A 17,907-nucleotide genomic window follows, 5' to 3' on the forward strand; every position below is an offset into this window, starting at 1 on the left:
TTCGCGGATGGTACGTCCACGCCTCGCTAGGTGCCTATCGCGGACAGGCTCTCCCTGATCTGGCGCTTGATCACCTTGCCGTTGGCGTTGCGCGGCAGCGGCTCTGATGTCAGCGCCATGGTCTCCGGCACCTTGTAGTCGGAGAGCCGCTCGGCGCACCAGGCGCGCAGGCTCTCCGCATTCACGTCCGTGCGGGTCACGATCACGGCGTGCACGCGCTCGCCGAGCACCGGGCACGGCTTGGCGATGATCGCGCTCTCGACCACGGCGGGATGGCCGGCCAGGACAGACTCGACCTCGGCGGAATAGATCTTCAGGCCGCCGCGATTGATCATGTCCTTCTGGCGATCGAACACGTGGACGAAGTTTGCCGCGTCGATCGAACCGAGATCGCCGGAATGCCAGAAGCCGGCGGTGAAACTCTCCACGGTCGCCTTCGGATTGTTCCAGTAGCCCTTGATGACCGAGGCGCTGCGGATCCAGAGCTCGCCGATCTCGCCGCGCGGCAGTTCGCGGCCGTCAGCGCCCATCACGATGATCTCGGCGCCGGGGCACGGCAGGCCGACGCTGTCGATATGGGCGGCGGTCAGTTCGCCCGGCATCAGCGTCGAGGGCGACGTGGTCTCGGTCGCGCCGTAGCAATTCGCAAGCTTCAGCCCGGGAATCTTGGCGTCGAGTTTTTCGATGGTCGCGACCGGCATCGGCGCGCCGCCGAAGCCGCCGATCCGCCAGCTCGACAGATCGTAGCTGTCGAAGTCCGGCTGCATCAGGCAGAGATTGTACATCGCCGGCACCATCACCGTGTAGCTGACGCGCTCGCGCGCCGCGACCTTCAGATATTCCGAGGCCTTGAACTCCGGCATGATGATCAGCGCGCCGGCGCAGCGTGCCATGGTGGTGATGTTGGCGACCGCGCCGGTAACATGCGCGAGCGGCACCGCGGCGATCGAGCGATCCGACTTGGTCAGCTTCAGGCACGACACGAACACCATCGAGGAGTGGATGATGTTGCAATGGGCGAGCATGGCGCCCTTCGGCCGGCCCGTGGTGCCCGAGGTGTAGAGGATCATCGCGGTGTCCTCTTCCCTCACCTGTGCCGGCGCCTGGGCCGCAGCGTTGTCGGCGAGACCAGCGAATTGCGATGCGCCGTCATCGCTGACCGAGATGCGATGCTTGAGGCCGGGAACGTCGGCCGCATCAGGGATGCGGTCGGCAAGCGTGGCCTCATGGACCAGCAGCGTCGCGCCGCAATCGTTCAGCACATAGGCGATCTCGGGCTTCTGCTGGCGCGTCGAGAGCAGCACCGTGACCAACCCGGCATGCGCGGCGGCGAACATCGTCAGCACGAACTCGATGCGGTTGCCGAGCAGGATCGCGACGCGGTCGCCGGGCGCAAGGCCGAGTCTTGCAAAGCCCGCCGCGACCTTGGCCGATTTCTCCGCGACCTCGCGCCAGCTCAGGCGCGTCGCGCCGCAGACCAGCGCCTCGCCGTCGCCGTTCTGCGCAACGGCGTCCGCGATCATCGCCCAAAGGCTGCCGGGCCGCTCCGGGAAAGCCGGCACGACGCGGTCGCCGAACCGCGGCTCGAGCCGCATCGGCGGAATTGCGTGCTGCGACCAGTCCATGCGCGCCCGGTCAGCTCTTCTTCATGCCGTAGACGTGCTCCGGCCCCGGGAAGGCGCGGCTCTTCACGTCGCGCGCATAGCCGGCGATCGCCTCCTCGATCATCGGCCCGAGATTGCCGTAGCGGCGCACGAATTTCGGCGCCCGCGGCGACAGGCCGAGCATGTCCTCCAGCACCAGCACCTGGCCGTCGCAGGCAGCGCTGGCGCCGATGCCGATGGTCGGCACGGCGATCGACTGCGTGATCTTGCGCGCCAGCGGCTCGGCGACCGCCTCGACCACGATCGAGAACGCGCCCGCCTCCGCGATCGCCCTGGCGTCGTTCTCGATCGGCGCCCAGTTCTCTTCCTCGCGGCCCTGCGCGCGGAACGAGCCAAGCGTGTTGATCGACTGCGGCGTCAGACCGATATGGCCCATCACCGGAATGCCGCGCTCGGACAGGAACGCCACCGTCTCCGCCATCCGCGCGCCGCCCTCGAGCTTGACCGCGCCGCACAGCGTCTCCTTCATGATCCGCACCGCGGATTGAAACGCCTGCTCCTTCGAACCCTCATAGGAGCCGAACGGCATGTCCACCACGACGAGCGCAGCTTGCGAGCCGCGCATCACCGCGCGGCCTTGCAGGATCATCATGTCGAGCGTGACCGGCACGGTGGTCTCGAAGCCATGCATGACGTTGCCGAGGGAATCGCCGACCAGGATGGCGTCGCAATGACGGTCGACCAGCGCCGCGGTGTGCGCATGATAGGACGTCAGCATCACGATCGGCTCGCCGTTCTTGCGGGCGCGCAGATCGGGCGCGGTCTTGCGCTTGATGGCGGATTGAACAGACATAGTCAGGCTCCCATGACAGGCACGCCGATCACGACCGGGTGGAACGCAAACGCCAGCGCCAGATAGACGATGACACCGACCGCGATCGCGATCAGGTCGTTGGTTGGGCCGCCCACCGGAATCGGCGGCGCGCCAGCATCCGTGCGGCGCTTCAGCGAGATGCGGTCATAGACCGCCCAGCCGAGAAACGAGCCGAACAGGATGATCGAGCCGAGGTCGCCGTTGGCGAGCAGATGCGCGAACGCCCACAGCTTCACGCCGGCGAGCATCGGATGCTTCAGCGTGGTGTAGATGCGGCCGCGGATATAGGAGGCGACGACGAGGATGACGGCGGGCAGCATCAGCGCGACCGTGATGTGCTTGAGCGCCGTCGGCGGGGTCCAGACGTCGATCCATCCGCTCGCGCGATAATGCGCAAAGCCCCAGATGATCAGCACGAGCCCGGCCGCGGAGGCGAGCGAATAGGCGATCTTGTAGCCGCCCTCGCCCATCGCCTTGATCAGGCCGGCGCGCATCTCGCGCAGGCTTGACAGCACATGGACGCCGAGGAACAGCACGAGACCCAGGATCATGACGAGCAGTCCCACGATGTTCCTCCCCTGATCGAACTAATGCCTTCGCGTATCACCTTCGCCGGGCGGGTGGCAATGCGTCACGCCACGACTCCGTCATTCCGGGATGGCCCGCAGGGCCGGACCCGGAATCTCGAGGTTGCCGGGCGCGCAAGCCAATCCCGGGATTCCGGGTTCGCGCTTGCAGCGCGCCCCGGAATGATGTGTCTCACGGCTTGCCGGCCGATTTGGCCAGCTCCCGGTTGTCGACATAGCGGATCATGATCGGCCGGCCGGCCAGCGCGCCGCCCAATCCGCCGGTGAATTTCAGCGGCAGGCAGGCATCCAGCGAGGCGTTGATCGCATTGAGGTAGGTGGTGCGGGTGTCGGCCGGGATGCCCCGCGTCGAAAACGTCAGGCGCGGCGCGCCGATCATCTCGCCCGATCGTTTGAAGCTGAATCGCACCGACATCTGCATGCCCGCGCGCGCGTCGTCCGGCGGTGGCGGCGCCCAGCAGGCGCGCAGCGCGGCGAACAGATCGCCGATGGTATTGAGATCATGATCCGGCTTGCGGTACTTCTCGGCCTGATCCTGCGGTGGCACGGTCAGGATCGTGAGCTGGAGATTTTCGCCGTACGGATAATCCATCTCGGGCAGGCATGGCCCGTGGTTGAACACGCTGCAATAGGACGGGATGCAAGGCCCTTCGTCGAGCACGCTGCAAGGCGTGTGTGCGAAGGGCGCCGGGTTGATTTGTTGCCGCTGCTGCGCAGAGGCCGCGCTCGCGAGCGCAAAGGCCGGCACGGCAAAAGCGAGGCAGATGGCGACGCGTCGGAGCATGCAGGCGGACCCGGATTGCACTCCGGAGAAAATGGGTCCGCGGCCGGACCGCATCAAGCGGGGCGGCGTTCAATTCCTCGCGCTTGTCAATACTAAAACCTAGGTTCGGCCGGTTCGTGTCCCCTTGATACCGGCGAGGATGAGATCGATGCCGGCGAGATAGTCGACACGGTCGTCGTGGTCCCGCATCGCGCCGGCCACGCTGCGTGCAAACGGGTAGTCGCTTGCGTCGAGCGCGGACCAGTCGGTCGCCACCGCATCCAGGAAGCTCGATCGGTCCAGGCCATGCGTCCGCGCGAACTGCGCGTTGGCTGCGTTCTGGCCACCGACGCCAAGGATGTAGTTCAGCAGGACCGAGACGATCGTCCACTGCGTGTCGGCAGCCACGCCAAGCGCGCGAACCTGCTGGCCGATGCATTCCAGAACGCGCACGGTCGGCAACTGCCCGGCAGCACGGATCAGCGCTGTCCCGACCCACGCATGCGCCTCCATTGCGTCGAACATGCCGAGCGCAAGGGCGCGAATGGTGGCCTTCGGCGATCCGCCGACCACGTGCTCATCGACCATGCGCGCGACAATGGCATCGCAGGCGGCGACCAGCAGATCACTCTTGTTGGCGATATGCCAGTAGATCGCGCCGGGACCGGTCGCGAGCCGTTCGGACAGGGCACGGAACGTCAGACCGTCCTCGCCGCTTTCGTCCAGGAGTTCGATCGAAGCCTCGATGATGCGATCCCGCGAGAGCGAGTCCTCGCGTCGCTGGCTGCTGCGCGCCTTCTTGACCATGCCGAACCTTGACACGTCTGGAACGGCATTCCAAGTATTGGAACGACGTTCCATAACTCTCAGCCCGGAAGGACTCCGCATGAAATCTCCCGTCACGATCGTCGGTGCCGGCCTCGGCGGCCTGACGCTTGCCCGCGTCCTCCATGTCCACGGGATCGCAGCGATCGTCTACGAAGCGGAAGCCTCCGCAGAGGCACGAACGCAGGGCGGCATGCTCGATATCCATGAGCACAACGGCCAACGCGCGCTGAAGGCCGCAGGCCTCTTTGAGGAGTTCCGCGAGCTGATCCACCCCGGCGGCCAGGAAACCCGCGCGCTCGATACCCAAGGCAATGTCCTGCTGCATCATCCGGATGACGGCACGGGCGGGCGCCCCGAGGTACCCCGAGGCGAGCTACGTCGGATCCTGCTCAACTCGCTGCCCGAGGGCACGGTGCATTGGGGATCTAAGGTCACTGCGCCCACTCCGCTCGGCGGTGGAAGGCACCTATTGAGCTTTGCCGACGGCATGACGGTGACGACTGAGCTTCTGGTCGGCGCCGACGGTGCCTGGTCGCGCGTGCGATCGCTTCTCTCCGCACACAAGCCGACTTATGTCGGCACTTCGTTCATCGAGACATATCTGTTCGACGCCGATGTCCGTCACCGAGCGAGCGCGGAAGCGGTTGGCGGCGGCGCGATGTTCGCGCTGGCGCCGGGAAAGGGCATCGCCGCGCATCGTGAGCCGAACGGCGTGCTGCACACCTATGTGGCGCTGACCAAGCCTGAGGAATGGTTTGCCAACCTCGACTTCTCCAACCCTGCGAGCGCCCTCGCCCGCGTCGCCGAGGAATTCGATGGCTGGGCCCGGGCGCTGACCGCGCTGATCACCGATGGCGAGACGGCGCCGGTGCTGCGCCTCATCCATGCGCTTCCGGTCGCACATCAATGGGACCACGTGCCCGGCGTCACGCTGCTCGGCGATGCAGCGCATCTGATGGTTCCATCGGGTGAAGGCGCCAATCTCGCAATGTACGACGGTGCCGAACTCGGCGCGGCGATCGCTGCCAACCCAGGTGACGTCGAGGCCGCGCTCGCCGCCTATGAAGAGGACCTGTTTCCCCGCAGCGCGTCCGAAGCGGCTGATGCGGAGGAGCTCCTCGAGTTGTGCTACGGCGCCAACGCACCGCAGAGCCTCATCGACTTTTTCGGCAGTCACCTCCCCGCCGAGAACCGTAGCGAGTAACGGAGAAGCCGCGGCGTACCGGGTCCCCCGCCTTCCCGGGGGACGACACCGGAGCGAGCGCCACTACGCCTTCTTCTTCACGTCCTTGACGTTGGAGAAGGTGATGCCCTCGGCGCGCTCGCGGGTGTAGCCAAGATAGAACTCGTTCTTGGCCATGAACACGGGATCGCCGTCGACGTCGTCGGCGATGCCGGAATTGTTGGCGGAGATGAAGGCGTCAAGCTGCTTGCGGTCGTCGGACGAGATCCAGCGCGCCAGCGAAAATTCGCTGATCTCGAACTCGACCGGCAGCGAATATTCCGCATCGAGCCGCGCCTTCAACACATCGAGCTGCAGCGGGCCGACCACGCCGACCAGCGCGGGCGCGCCGTCGCGCGGGCGGAACACCTGCACGACGCCCTCCTCCGACATCTGCTGCAAGGCTTCCTTCAGCTTCTTCGCCTTCATCGCGTCGATCAGCCGGACGCGGCGGACGATTTCCGGCGCGAAGCTCGGTACGCCGACGAAGGTCAGATCCTCGCCCTCGGTCAGGGTGTCGCCTATCCTGAGCGTGCCGTGGTTGGGAATGCCGACGACGTCACCGGCAAAGGCCTCGTCGGCGACCGAGCGGTCCTGCGCGAAAAAGAACTGCGGGCTCGACAGGCTCATGTTTTTGCCGGTGCGTACCAGCTTGGCCTTCATGCCGCGGCTGAGCTTGCCCGAGCACAGCCGGGCGAAGGCGATGCGGTCACGGTGGTTCGGATCCATGTTGGCCTGGATCTTGAACACGAATGCGCTCATGCGCGGCTCCGATGCCTCGACCTTGCGCAAATCCGAGTCCTGCGCGCGCGGCGCCGGCGCGAACTTGCCGAGGCCTTCGAGCAAATCGCCGACGCCGAAATTGCGCAGCGCGCTGCCGAAATAGACCGGCGTCAGGTGGCCCTCGCGGAACGCCGCGAGCTCGAACGGCTTGCAGGCTTCCGAGGCCAGCGCGAGCTCGTCCTTGACCTCGGCGACGTCGAGATTGGGATTGCGCTTGCCGAGATCGGCGATGTCGATCTGCTCGGTGGCGCCGGTCTTGGCGCCGCCGCCCTCGAGTAGCCGCACGCCGCCATTGACGACGTCATAGGTGCCGAGGAAGTCGCGGCCACGGCCGACCGGCCAGGTCATCGGCGTCGTGTCGAGCGCCAGCGTCTTCTCGATCTCGTCCAGAAGCTCGAACGTGTCGCGGCTCTCGCGGTCCATCTTGTTAATGAAGGTGATGATCGGGATGTCACGCAGCCGGCACACCTCGAACAGCTTTCGCGTGCGCGCCTCGATGCCTTTCGCCGCGTCGATCACCATCACAGCGGAATCGACCGCGGTCAGCGTGCGATAGGTATCTTCCGAAAAGTCCTCGTGGCCCGGCGTGTCCAAGAGGTTGAACACGAGGTCGTTGAACTCGAAGGTCATCACCGAGGTGACGACCGAGATGCCGCGCTCGCGCTCGATCTTCATCCAGTCCGAGCGCGTGTTGCGCCGCTCGCCCTTGGCCTTGACCTGGCCCGCGAGATTGATGGCGCCCCCGAACAGCAGCAGCTTTTCCGTCAGCGTGGTCTTGCCGGCGTCCGGGTGCGAGATGATCGCGAAGGTACGCCGTCGCGCCACTTCCTCTGAAAGCGGCGAGCGGGACGGCGATTCGGCTGAAACTGAAATGTCGGACATGGCGGGGCATTTGGCAGGGAAAACGGGCGCAATCAAGGGCGTTTTGTCGCAATGCGGAACGCCCGCACCATCCCCATATGGGCACCGGAAGGACGACCTTCTCCTCACCATACCATTCGCGGGGACGACCCTGCCTTATCTGGAGGGTTCGTGATGGCTTGGACCATTCTGTTCACCGCTGGCCTGCTCGAGATCGGCTGGGCGATCGGGCTGAAATATACCGAAGGTTTCGCGCGGCTGGTGCCGTCGGTGCTGACGCTGGCGGCGATGGCCGGCAGCGTGATCCTGCTCGGCCTCGCGCTCAAGACGCTGCCGATTGGAACCGCCTATGCGGTCTGGACCGGGATCGGCGCGGTCGGCACCGCGGCGCTCGGCATCATCCTGCTCGGCGAACCCGCGACCGCGATGCGGCTTGCCAGCATCGGACTGATCGTTGCCGGCATCGTCGGGCTGAAGCTGGTCGGCTGATTACTCCTTTTTGGGACGCGTTTTCTTAACGCGAACCGGCTTCCACTTCGCTCGAAAACGCTACTTCAGAATCTGCACCGCCCAATAGCTCGCGGCTGCGACCGCGGCCGACGCCGGGATCGTGATCACCCAGGCGTAGACGATCGAGCTCGCCACATTCCAGCGCACGGCGGAAAGCCGCCGTGCGGCGCCGACGCCGACGATGGCGCCCGTGATGGTGTGCGTGGTCGATACGGGAACCCCGAGATAGGTCGCCATGAACAGCGTCACGGCGCCGCCGGTTTCGGCGCAGAAACCCTGCATCGGCGTCAGCTTGGTGATCCGCAGCCCCATGGTGCGGACGATCCGCCAGCCGCCCATCAGGGTACCCAGCGCCATCGCGCCCTGGCAGGCCAGCACCACCCAGAACGGAATTTCGAAGGTGTCGCCGAGATGGCCCTGCGAATAGAGCAGCACGGCGATGATGCCCATGGTCTTTTGCGCGTCGTTGCCGCCATGGCCGAGCGAATAGAGCGACGCCGAGGCGAATTGCAGGATGCGGAATGCGCGATCGACCGCGAACGGCGTCGAGCGCACCGAGAGCCAGGACACGATCGCGACCAGCACCAGCGCCAGCAGGAAGCCGACCAGCGGCGACAGCACGATCGCGAGCAAGGTCTTGGAGAGCCCGCTCCACACCGCCGCCGAAATCCCCGCCTTCGCCATGCCGGCGCCGACCAGGCCGCCGATCAGCGCGTGCGAGCTCGACGACGGAATGCCCAGCGCCCAGGTGATCACGTTCCAGACGATCGCGCCGACCAATGCTGCGAAGATCACGGTCGCATCCACCACCGACGGCTCGATGATCCCGGTGCCGATCGTGTTGGCAACGTGCAGGCCGAACACGAGGAACGCGACGAAGTTGAAGAACGCCGCCCAGACCACCGCATATTGCGGCCGCAGCACGCGGGTCGAGACGATGGTCGCGATCGAGTTCGCGGCATCGTGCAGGCCGTTCAGGAAGTCGAACAGCAGCGCGACCGCGATCAGGATGGTCAGAATCGGAAGACCCAGCGTGGCGTCCACGTGATGGCCCTGCCCTATTGTGCTTTGTTGAGCATGATCGCCGCGCAAACGCTTCGTGTTTGTCGCAGGGAAAACCGCATCACACTTTTCCGGATCATGCTCAGACTTGCTCGATCACGATCGAGTTGATCTCGTTCGCCACGTCGTCGAAACGGTCGGCCACTTTCTCGAGATGGTCGTAGATCTCCGCGCCGACGATGTAGTCCATCGTGTTGGCGTCGCGGTGCTTCAGGAACAGCTCCTTGAGCCCGATATCCTGGAGATCGTCGACCCGGCCCTCGAGCTTGGTCAGTTCCTCGGTGATCTGGGTCAGCATCGAGACGTTGTGGCCGATCGACTGCAACAGGGGCAGCGCGCGGCCGACCAGATTGGCGCATTCGACGATCAGGCCGCCCATCTCGCGCATCGGCGGCTCGAACTCGCGCACCTCGAACAGCATGACCGCCTTTGCGGTCGCCTGCATCTGGTCGACCGCGTCGTCCATCGAGGTGATCAGGTTCTTGATATCGCCACGATCGAACGGGGTGATGAAGGTGCGGCGAACCGCGGTCAGGACCTCGCGGGTGACGCTATCGGCGTCGTTCTCGAACTGATTGACGCGCTGGCAAAAGACCGGAGTCTCCTCCCCGCCCTTCAGCATGTCCTGCAACGCCAATGCGCATTGCACGGAGGTCCGGGCGTGTCGGGCGAACAGGTCGAAAAACCGCTCTTCCTTGGGCAGGAAGGCGCGAAACCAGCGCAGCATGTCTCAGTTCCATCATTCCGGGACAGCCCTTTTAGCGACTGTCACAGAACTGTCATAGAGCATCTGGCGGGGAAAGCATCGGGGTCGACCGCCCGAGCGGGCGGTCGTCCACCGCTATGTCGGCCGAAAGTCGCCGGGACCTGCCCTACAGCGACCGCCGCAACAAATGGGCCAGCTCACCGACCAGGCCACGCCGGAACAGCAGCACGCAGGCCACGAAGATCACGCCCTGGATCACCGTCACCCACTGGCCGAAACCGGCGAGATATTGCTGCATGGCGATGATCACGAAGGCGCCGACCACCGGGCCGAAGATGGTGCCGAGACCGCCGACCAGCGTCATGAGCACGATTTCACCGGACATCGACCAGTGCACGTCGGTGAGCGAGGCATTCTGCGCCACGAACACCTTCAGCGAGCCGGCAAAGCCCGCCAGCGTGCCCGACAGGATGAAGGCGAGCAGCTTGTACTGGTCGGTCTTGTAGCCAAGCGAAATCGCCCGCGGCTCGTTTTCGCGGATCGACTTCAGCACCTCGCCGAACGGCGAGTTGATGGTGCGGTAGATCAGCAGGAACCCGGCGAGGAAGCCGACCAGCACGACATAGTAAAGCACCAGCGGCTTCGAGAGATCGAAGATGCCGAGCAGGTGGCCTTGCGGAATGCCCTGGATGCCGTCTTCACCATGGGTGAACGGCGCCTGCAAATAGAGGAAGTAAAGCAGCTGCGACAGCGCCAGCGTGATCATCGAGAAATAGATGCCCTGCCGCTTGATCGAGATGTAGCCGGTGACCAGGCCGAGCAAGGCCGCGGCCGCGGTGCCGACCAGGATGCCGAGCTCCGGCGTCAGCCCCCACACCTTCAGCGCGTGGGCCGAGACGTAGCCGGCGGTGCCGAGGAACATCGCGTGGCCGAACGACAGCAGGCCGCCATAGCCGATCAGGAGGTTGAAGGCGCAGGCGAGCAGCGCGAAGCACAGCGCCTGCATGACGAAGAACGGATAGATCCCCGTCCACGGCACGATCGCCAGCAGCAGCGCCATCGCGGCGAATACGATCATCTCGTCGCGCATCGCGCGCGGCGTGATCGGAAGTGTATCGTCGGTCAATGCTGACATATCAAGCCGCCCGTCCCGTCAGTCCCGTTGGCTTCACCAGCAACACCACCACCATCAGGACAAACACCACGGTGTTGGAGGCCTCGGGATAAAAATACTTGGTCAGTCCCTCGATCACGCCTAGCGCGAAGCCGGTGATGATCGAGCCCATGATCGAGCCCATGCCGCCGATCACGACCACCGCGAACACCACAATGATGAGATCGGCGCCCATCAGCGGACGGACCTGGTTGATCGGCGCCGACAGCACGCCGGCAAGCGCGGCAAGACCGACGCCGAGCCCGTAGGTCAGCGTGATCATGCGCGGCACGTTGATGCCGAACGCGCGCACCAGCGTCGGGTTCTCGGTCGCGGCGCGCAGGTAGGCGCCGAGCTGCGTCTTCTCGATCAGGAACCAGGTCGCAAGGCACACCACGAGCGAGAAGATGACGACCCAGCCACGATAGATCGGCAGGAACATGAAGCCGAGATTGACGCCGCCCTTGAGCTGATCGGGGATCGAGTAAGGCAGGCCCGAGGAGCCGAAATAGTTCTGGAACACGCCCTGCACGATCAGCGCGATGCCGAAGGTCAGCAGCAATCCGTAGAGATGATCGAGGCCGGTCAGCCATTGCAGCATCGTCCGCTCGAGGATCATGCCGAAGATGCCGACCACGACGGGTGCGATGATCAGCGCCCACCAGTAATTGATGCCGCCCAGGTTGAGCAGGAAATACGCCACGAAGGCGCCCATCATGTAGAGCGCGCCATGCGCGAAATTGATGATGTTGAGCATGCCGAAGATGACGGCGAGCCCCAGACTGAGCAGCGCGTAGAACGAGCCGTTGATCAGTCCCACCAGAAGCTGTGCGTAGAGAGCCTGCATCGAATGAGCTTTCGCTAGATAGATGAAGCCCGCCGGCCACGCGCATGGCCGGCGGGCATGATCGTCACTTCTTCAGAAGCGCGCAGGCGCTCTTGTCGAGCGGCGTGAAGGCCTGGTTGCCCGGCACGGTGCCGACCAGCTTGTAGAAGTCCCACGGTCCCTTGGACTCCGAAGGCTTCTTCACTTCGAACAGGTAGGCGTCGTGGGTGACGCGGCCGTTGGGCTCGACCTCGCCCTTGCCGAACAGCGGATCGTCGGTCGGGATCGTCTTCATCTTCGCGACCACCTTGGCGCCGTCATGCGGATTGCCGCCGAGCGCTTCCAGCGCCTTGAAGTAATGCATGAGGCCCGCATAGACGCCGGCCTGCACCATGGTCGGCGGCGCGCTGTTCTTCATCCGCTCCGAGAAGCGCTTGGAGAAGGCGCGGGTCTTGTCGTTGAGGTCCCAGTAGAACGTCTCGGTGAAGTTGAGGCCCTGCGCAGTCTCGAGCCCGATCGCCTTGACGTCGGTGAGGAACAGCAGCAGCGCCGCGAGCTTCTGGCCGCCCTTGACGATGCCGAACTCGGCCGCCTGCTTGATCGAGTTGGTGGTGTCGCCGCCGGCATTGGCGAGACCGATGATCTTGGCCTTGGAGGCCTGCGCCTGCAGCAGGAAGGAGGAGAAGTCAGCGGTGTTGAGCGGATGCTTGACGCCGCCGACCACCTTGCCGCCATTGGCGGTGACGACGGATGTGGTGTCGCGCTCGAGCGCGGCGCCGAACGCGTAATCCGCGGTGAGGAAGAACCAGGTGTCCCCGCCCGCCTTCACCAGCGCCTGGCCGGTGGCGTGGGCGAGCATGTAGGTGTCGTAGGTCCAGTGCACGGTATTCGGCGAGCACTGCGCGTTGGTGAGATCCGAGGTGGCGGCGCCCGAATTGATGTAGACGCCGTTCTTTTCCTTCACGACGTTGTTGACCGCGAGCGCGACGCCGGAATTCGGCACGTCGACGATGGTGTCGACCTTGTCGACGTCGAACCACTGGCGGGCGATGGTGGTGCCGATATCGGGCTTGTTCTGGTGATCGCCGGAGATCAGGTCGATGGTCCAGCCCTTGGCCTTGAGGCCGGAGTCCTCGATCGCCATCTGCGCCGCCAGCGTCGAGCCGGGGCCGGCGAGATCCGCGTAGAGGCCGGACTGGTCCGACAGCGCGCCGATCTTGACCGTCTTGTCGAGCTTTTCCTGGGCGGAGGCGACGCTTGCGGCGGACAGCACCATCGCGGTGCCGAGCAAGAGCGCCGAAATCTTGTTCTTCATGTCGTATTCCCTCGTCCTAAATTTTCTGGTTCTGGCGATATCAGACGCCGAGATAGGTATGGAGCTTGTCCATGTTGGCCGACAGCTCCGAATTCGCGAAGCCGTCGATCACCTTGCCGTGCTCGACAATGTAATAGCGGTCCGCAACGGTCGAGGCGAAACGGAAATTCTGCTCGACCAACAGGATCGTGAATCCCTGCGACTTCAGGCGCGCAATGGTGTGCCCGATCTGCTGGATGATGACCGGCGCCAACCCTTCGGTCGGCTCGTCCAGCATCAGGAAGCGCGCGCCGGTGCGCAGGATGCGCGCAATCGCCAGCATCTGCTGCTCGCCGCCCGAGAGCTTGGTGCCCTGGCTGGTGAGGCGCTCCTTCAGGTTGGGAAACAGCGTGAAGATCTGGTCGAGCGGCAGGCCGCCCGGCCGCACCACCGGCGGCAGCAGCAGGTTCTCGCGCACGTCGAGGCTGGCGAAAATGCCGCGCTCCTCGGGACAGAATGCGATGCCGAGCCGCGCGATCCTGTCCGAGGTAGCGCGGATGATTTCCTGATTGTCGAAGCGGATCGAGCCGGAGCGCTTGTTGATGACGCCCATCACCGACTTCAACGTGGTGGTCTTGCCGGCGCCGTTGCGGCCGAGCAGCGTCACCACCTCGCCGGCCTTCACGTTGAAATTGATGCCGTGAAGGATGTGGGATTCGCCGTACCAGGCCTGCAGATCCTTGACCGTCAGCACGTCGGCGCCGGCCGCAGCGACGGGCTTCTCCGCCAGTTTTGCCTCAGCCATGACCCGCTCCCAGATAGGCTTCCTTCACGCGCTCGTCCTTGGAGAGGTCGGCGTAGTTGCCCTCCGCCAGCACCTGCCCGCGCGTCAGCACGGTGATGATGTCGGAGAGGTTGGCCACCACCGAGAGGTTATGTTCGACCATCAGGATGGTGTATTTCGCGGAGATCCGCTTGATCAGCGCCGCGATCTTGTCGATGTCCTCGTGGCCCATGCCGGCCATCGGCTCGTCGAGCAGCATCATCTCGGGGTCGAGCGCGAGCGTCGTTGCAATTTCAAGTGCGCGCTTGCGGCCGTACGGCATCTCGACCGCCGGCGTATTGGCGAATTCGCTCAAGCCGACGTCGTTCAGGAGCTCGTGGGCGCGCGGATTGAAGCGGTCGAGCACGCTTTTCGAGCGCCAGAAATCGAACGACGAACCGTGCTGCCGCTGCAGCGCCACGCGAACGTTCTCGAGCGCGGTCAGATGCGGAAATACCGCCGAAATCTGAAACGAACGGACCAGCCCGAGGCGCGCCACGTCGGCCGGCGGCATCGCGGTGATGTCGTGGCCCTTGTAGCGAATCTGGCCTGCCGACGGCTTCAGGAATTTGGTCAGCAGATTGAAACAGGTCGTCTTGCCGGCGCCGTTCGGCCCGATCAACGCATGGATACTGCCCCGACGCACTTTCAACGCGACGTCGCGAACGGCGAAGAAACCCGCGAATTCCTTGGTCAATCCGCTGGTTTCGAGGATGAACTCATCGGCCAAATAGATTCCCCCATACGCCATCGCTGCGAAGCCCCTCGCCCGCGTGGCCAGCTTTTTTCGTGTCCGACAGGCGTCCGATCCGTCTTGGAAACCGTCCGGGGCCCGTCGCCTCCGGGCCGGAATATGCCGTCATCTGCGGCAGTTACGCAAGGTGGAAAGCTGTGCAGTGCGGCATCAGCGTGACCGGTTCCGGTTGATCCTTAGTCGAATGGCATTTCCGTGCGCTTTGCGCCTCGGGAAAGCGGTCGTTAACGGTGTTTTGCTCCGGACTCCCACTTTCATAGAATATTTGCGCCTCTCGCCGAAGCTCCGGCCATTGCATGATGAACGGCTAGAGCCTTGCATTTCAAGCGCGCCAATTCTTCGGTCGTCAAATCGATCCCGCAACGTGATTTCCTCGGCACGTGGCTGCGACTTTATGCCCGCAGCCAAACCATCCCGCAGATCGATGAACTTGTCCCTGGCCGCATCCCGTCCGGGGATGTGCCTGAATTCGGCTAGCCGATGCAATTCCGAAGCGCCGATCCATCGATGGTCAAATCGATCACGCAGCGGGTGCTGCTGAACGCCTGGCTGCGCGGGCTGCGCCTGCCGGACGCGCTTCCTCTGTTGTGCGACTTCCATACCGAGGGCACCGCCGACGAGCGCGCCGACATGATGAGCTTTGACGTGGTCGGCAGTGGCGAGGCGGCACGTTTCCTGATTACGCAGGAAGGCGCAAGGCTGACGACGGCCTATGGCAACGAGCACATCGAGCCGCCGCTGCGCACCAACCGCTTTCTTGACGATGCGATCGGACCCGAGCGCTACGCAGGAGTGATCCTGTCATATCGTGCTTGCCTCGCGCTCAAGCGTCCAACCTATACGGTTGCGGAGGTCACGGACGCCGACGGCAAGGACGTGTCCTATGAGCGGCTGCTGCTGCCGTTCGGACGCGGCGACACCGTCGAGCACATCATCGGCTCCTACAAGGCGATCAGCATCGAAGGCGGCTTTCGGCTGCACAATCTGATGGGCGTGAAGGCGAAGTCGGTCCCGGTCGTCACCATCAGGGCGGTGATCGACCGCAGGTCCGTGCCCGCGGATCGTCCGGCAAGTCAGGATTCAGTCGAGCTGATCTAGACTCGTCACTTCTCGCGAAGCGGTCGCGGCATCGCTGGAAGCGCCTTAGCCCTTCTTGCGCGCCTTCGCCGGCACTTCCTTGGCGTAGATGTCCGGCTTGAAGCCGACCACGCGCTTGCCCCCGAGATCGAGCACCGGGCGCTTGATCATCGAGGGCTGCTCGGCCATCAGCGCCAGCGCCTTGCGCTCGTTCAAGCCTTCCTTGTCGGCATCGGGCAGCTTCTTGAAGGTGGTGCCGGCGCGATTGAGCAGTGTCTCCCAGCCGACCTCGTCGCTCCACTGCTTGAGCTTATCCTTGGCGATCCCGGCGGTCTTGTAGTCGTGGAAGTCGTAGGCGACGTCGTGATCGTCGAGCCAGGCCCGCGCCTTCTTCATGGTGTCGCAGTTCTTGATGCCGTAGATGGTGATGGTCAATGCCGTTCCCCGCATGCGATTGCGGCGGGAAATTAGCCTCGCGGCAATCCCGGCGCCAGATCGGAGCCATCAGGTCTCCACACCGATATTGCCGGCATTCAATGCGCATAGTGCGTGAAGACGAAATCGTGATCGCTGGCATGGGCCTCGTGGCAGGCGAAACAGGTCTCGTGCTGAGCGGCATCGACCGGCTTGCCGTCGACGAAGCGGCCGAACCCCCAGCCTCCGGTCGATGCATATTTGGCCGCGTCCTTGACCATGACCTGCACCGTGGTCGCCGGCCCCGCGATGAAGGCGCCGTTGAGGCCATCAACGGGCTTGCGCTTCCAGGCCAGCTTGACCAGCACGGTGCCGTCGGGGAAACGCGCGGCGCCGTCCTGATAGGCCTTCACGGCGGTGGCGTTGCCGAGCACGCTGCGAAGCTCATCGAGCCCGGTCTCCTCGCCGACCGCGATCAGCTTCCAGTCGCGATAGCCGTCAGGGATTTTCACGCCGAAGATCGGCGATGCCGGTGCAGCATCATCGGCATGCCCGACGGCGAACGGCAATGACGCGCTGATGCAGGCTGCTGCGGTCGCGGCAGCTGCCCATTTCACAATTTGTCTCATGATCCCCGATCCGCTCCGTCTCAGACCTTGCTGACGTCGATGATGGCCTGGACGAAGGCCTGCGGCGCCTCCTGCGGCAGATTGTGGCCGATGCCGCCGGTCAGAAGCCGATGCTCATAGTGGCCGGAGAATTTCTTGGCATAGGCCGCGGGCTCCGGATGCGGCGCGCCGTTGGCATCGCCTTCCATCGTAATGGTCGGGATCGCGATGACGGGCGCCTGGGCGAGCGTCTTCTCGAACGCGTCGTACTTCGCCTCGCCCTCGGCGAGACCAAGCCGCCAGCGGTAATTGTGGATCACGATATCGACGTGATCAGGATTCTCGAAGGCCGCCGCGCTGCGGTCGTAGGTGGCGTCGTCGAACTTCCACTGCGGCGACGCCAGCTGCCAGATCAGCTTGTTGAAATCGTGCCGGTTCTTGGCATAGCCCTCGCGGCCGCGCTCGGTCGCGAAATAGAACTGGTACCACCATTGCAGCTCGGCCTTCGGCGGCAGCGGCATCTTGCCGGCCGCCTGGCTGCCGATCAGATAGCCGCTCACCGAGACCATGGCTTTACAGCGCTCGGGCCAGAGCACCGCCATGATGTTGGCGGTGCGCGCGCCCCAATCATAGCCGCCGAGCACGGCCTTCTCGATCTTCAACGCGTCCATCAGCGCGATGATGTCGGCTGAGACCGCGACCGGCTGGCCGCTGCGCATGGTGTCGCTGGAGAGGAAGCGCGTGGTGCCATAGCCGCGCAGATGCGGCACGATCACGCGGTAGCCGGCCTCGGCCAGCGCCGGCGCGACGTCGGCATAGCTGTGGATGTCGTAGGGCCAGCCGTGCAGCAGGATCACTGCGGGACCGGACGCAGGACCCATCTCGACATAGCCGGTATTAAGCACGCCGGCATTGATCTGTTTGACCGGACCGATCGTGGTGTGGGCGCCGGCCTTGATCGCAGGCAGCGCCGGCTTGGACTGAGCCTGAGCGGAACCGACAAACCCGAACCGGGAAGCGGCAAGGATCCCGCCGGCGATGCCAAGGAAGCGGCGGCGCTGCTGATTGATGGACTGCGACATGGCGATCTCCTTAAGTCTGGTGTCGGGATTGAATATTGCAGAGACCGCCCCCGTCCGCTTTCAGAGGACGTGGATT

General features: G+C 64.5%; 20 protein-coding genes. 4 read left to right on the top strand and 16 right to left on the bottom strand.

Translation table 11 applies throughout. The annotated features are described in order from the left end of the window. Positions 1-26: 26 nt before the first annotated feature. The 5 genes from J2R80_RS31105 to J2R80_RS31125 all read right to left on the bottom strand — a co-directional run bounded on the left by J2R80_RS31105 (position 27) and on the right by J2R80_RS31125 (position 4,635). Positions 27-1,625, bottom strand: coding sequence for a class I adenylate-forming enzyme family protein (locus tag J2R80_RS31105; RefSeq protein ID WP_141342309.1), 1,599 nt, complete (start codon positions 1,623-1,625; stop codon positions 27-29). Positions 1,626-1,635: 10 nt separating this feature from the next. Further along, on the bottom strand, positions 1,636-2,457 hold the full coding sequence (gene panB, locus J2R80_RS31110) for a 3-methyl-2-oxobutanoate hydroxymethyltransferase (protein ID WP_018271260.1): 822 nt from the start codon (positions 2,455-2,457) through the stop codon (positions 1,636-1,638). A gap of 2 nt (positions 2,458-2,459) precedes the next feature. Continuing rightward, entirely contained in the window at positions 2,460-3,044 is a 585-nt protein-coding gene (locus J2R80_RS31115) for an NnrU family protein (RefSeq protein ID WP_057019851.1), read from the bottom strand. Positions 3,045-3,237: 193 nt separating this feature from the next. Further along, positions 3,238-3,849 carry a hypothetical protein gene (locus J2R80_RS31120; protein WP_141342308.1) on the bottom strand — a complete coding sequence of 204 codons (612 nt, stop codon included), beginning with the start codon at positions 3,847-3,849 and terminating at the stop codon, positions 3,238-3,240. A 99-nt stretch (positions 3,850-3,948) separates the two neighbouring features. Then, positions 3,949-4,635, bottom strand: coding sequence for a TetR/AcrR family transcriptional regulator (locus tag J2R80_RS31125; protein ID WP_141342307.1), 687 nt, complete (start codon positions 4,633-4,635; stop codon positions 3,949-3,951). A gap of 79 nt (positions 4,636-4,714) precedes the next feature. Here J2R80_RS31125 and J2R80_RS31130 point away from each other — a divergent pair, with 79 nt between their 5' ends. Continuing rightward, a complete protein-coding gene (locus J2R80_RS31130) occupies positions 4,715-5,860 on the top strand; it encodes an NAD(P)/FAD-dependent oxidoreductase (protein WP_253639923.1) in 1,146 nt (381 codons plus the stop codon). A 63-nt stretch (positions 5,861-5,923) separates the two neighbouring features. Here J2R80_RS31130 and J2R80_RS31135 read toward each other — a convergent pair whose 3' ends face one another. Further along, positions 5,924-7,543, bottom strand: coding sequence for a peptide chain release factor 3 (locus tag J2R80_RS31135; RefSeq protein ID WP_141342305.1), 1,620 nt, complete (start codon positions 7,541-7,543; stop codon positions 5,924-5,926). A gap of 153 nt (positions 7,544-7,696) precedes the next feature. On the opposite strand from J2R80_RS31135, the gene sugE reads away from it, so the two are divergent. After that, positions 7,697-8,011 (top strand): quaternary ammonium compound efflux SMR transporter SugE, encoded by a 315-nt coding sequence (gene sugE / locus J2R80_RS31140; RefSeq protein WP_141342304.1) that lies wholly within the window; start codon positions 7,697-7,699, stop codon positions 8,009-8,011. 60 nt (positions 8,012-8,071) lie between these two features. Here sugE and J2R80_RS31145 read toward each other — a convergent pair whose 3' ends face one another. The 7 genes from J2R80_RS31145 to J2R80_RS31175 all read right to left on the bottom strand — a co-directional run bounded on the left by J2R80_RS31145 (position 8,072) and on the right by J2R80_RS31175 (position 14,626). Beyond that, positions 8,072-9,076, bottom strand: a complete 1,005-nt coding sequence (locus tag J2R80_RS31145; RefSeq protein WP_141342303.1) for an inorganic phosphate transporter — start codon at positions 9,074-9,076, stop codon at positions 8,072-8,074. A 100-nt stretch (positions 9,077-9,176) separates the two neighbouring features. Next, positions 9,177-9,821 (bottom strand): DUF47 domain-containing protein, encoded by a 645-nt coding sequence (locus J2R80_RS31150; RefSeq protein WP_057019846.1) that lies wholly within the window; start codon positions 9,819-9,821, stop codon positions 9,177-9,179. 145 nt (positions 9,822-9,966) lie between these two features. Beyond that, a complete protein-coding gene (locus J2R80_RS31155) occupies positions 9,967-10,935 on the bottom strand; it encodes a branched-chain amino acid ABC transporter permease (RefSeq protein ID WP_057019845.1) in 969 nt (322 codons plus the stop codon). A 1-nt stretch (position 10,936) separates the two neighbouring features. Next, entirely contained in the window at positions 10,937-11,800 is an 864-nt protein-coding gene (locus J2R80_RS31160) for a branched-chain amino acid ABC transporter permease (protein ID WP_016839880.1), read from the bottom strand. Between the two features lie 64 nt (positions 11,801-11,864). Then, entirely contained in the window at positions 11,865-13,094 is a 1,230-nt protein-coding gene (locus J2R80_RS31165) for an ABC transporter substrate-binding protein (protein ID WP_141342302.1), read from the bottom strand. A 40-nt stretch (positions 13,095-13,134) separates the two neighbouring features. Further along, positions 13,135-13,878 (bottom strand): ABC transporter ATP-binding protein, encoded by a 744-nt coding sequence (locus J2R80_RS31170; RefSeq protein ID WP_038383662.1) that lies wholly within the window; start codon positions 13,876-13,878, stop codon positions 13,135-13,137. Further along, positions 13,871-14,626 (bottom strand): ABC transporter ATP-binding protein, encoded by a 756-nt coding sequence (locus J2R80_RS31175; RefSeq protein ID WP_016839877.1) that lies wholly within the window; start codon positions 14,624-14,626, stop codon positions 13,871-13,873. Before J2R80_RS31175 ends, J2R80_RS31170 begins: the two co-directional genes overlap by 8 nt. 339 nt (positions 14,627-14,965) lie before the next feature. Between J2R80_RS31175 and J2R80_RS31180 the strand changes: the two genes are divergently transcribed. Beyond that, a complete protein-coding gene (locus J2R80_RS31180) occupies positions 14,966-15,127 on the top strand; it encodes a hypothetical protein (RefSeq protein ID WP_159109470.1) in 162 nt (53 codons plus the stop codon). A gap of 30 nt (positions 15,128-15,157) precedes the next feature. Then, a complete protein-coding gene (locus J2R80_RS31185) occupies positions 15,158-15,748 on the top strand; it encodes a hypothetical protein (RefSeq protein ID WP_246786709.1) in 591 nt (196 codons plus the stop codon). Positions 15,749-15,793: 45 nt separating this feature from the next. On the opposite strand, the gene J2R80_RS31190 is transcribed toward J2R80_RS31185, so the two are convergent. From J2R80_RS31190 to J2R80_RS31200, 3 genes are all read right to left on the bottom strand, one after another. Next, entirely contained in the window at positions 15,794-16,162 is a 369-nt protein-coding gene (locus tag J2R80_RS31190; RefSeq protein ID WP_141342299.1) for an ArsC family reductase, read from the bottom strand. A gap of 98 nt (positions 16,163-16,260) precedes the next feature. Continuing rightward, the gene (locus J2R80_RS31195; protein ID WP_141342298.1) at positions 16,261-16,770 is read right to left on the bottom strand and encodes a cytochrome P460 family protein; all 510 of its coding nucleotides are present in this window, start codon (positions 16,768-16,770) and stop codon (positions 16,261-16,263) included. A 20-nt stretch (positions 16,771-16,790) separates the two neighbouring features. Then, on the bottom strand, positions 16,791-17,831 hold the full coding sequence (locus tag J2R80_RS31200; protein WP_141342297.1) for an alpha/beta fold hydrolase: 1,041 nt from the start codon (positions 17,829-17,831) through the stop codon (positions 16,791-16,793). Positions 17,832-17,907 lie beyond the last annotated feature (76 nt).

The sequence above is a fragment of the Bradyrhizobium sp. USDA 4541 genome (genome assembly GCF_024171085.1).
GTDB lineage: Bacteria > Pseudomonadota > Alphaproteobacteria > Rhizobiales > Xanthobacteraceae > Bradyrhizobium > Bradyrhizobium australafricanum.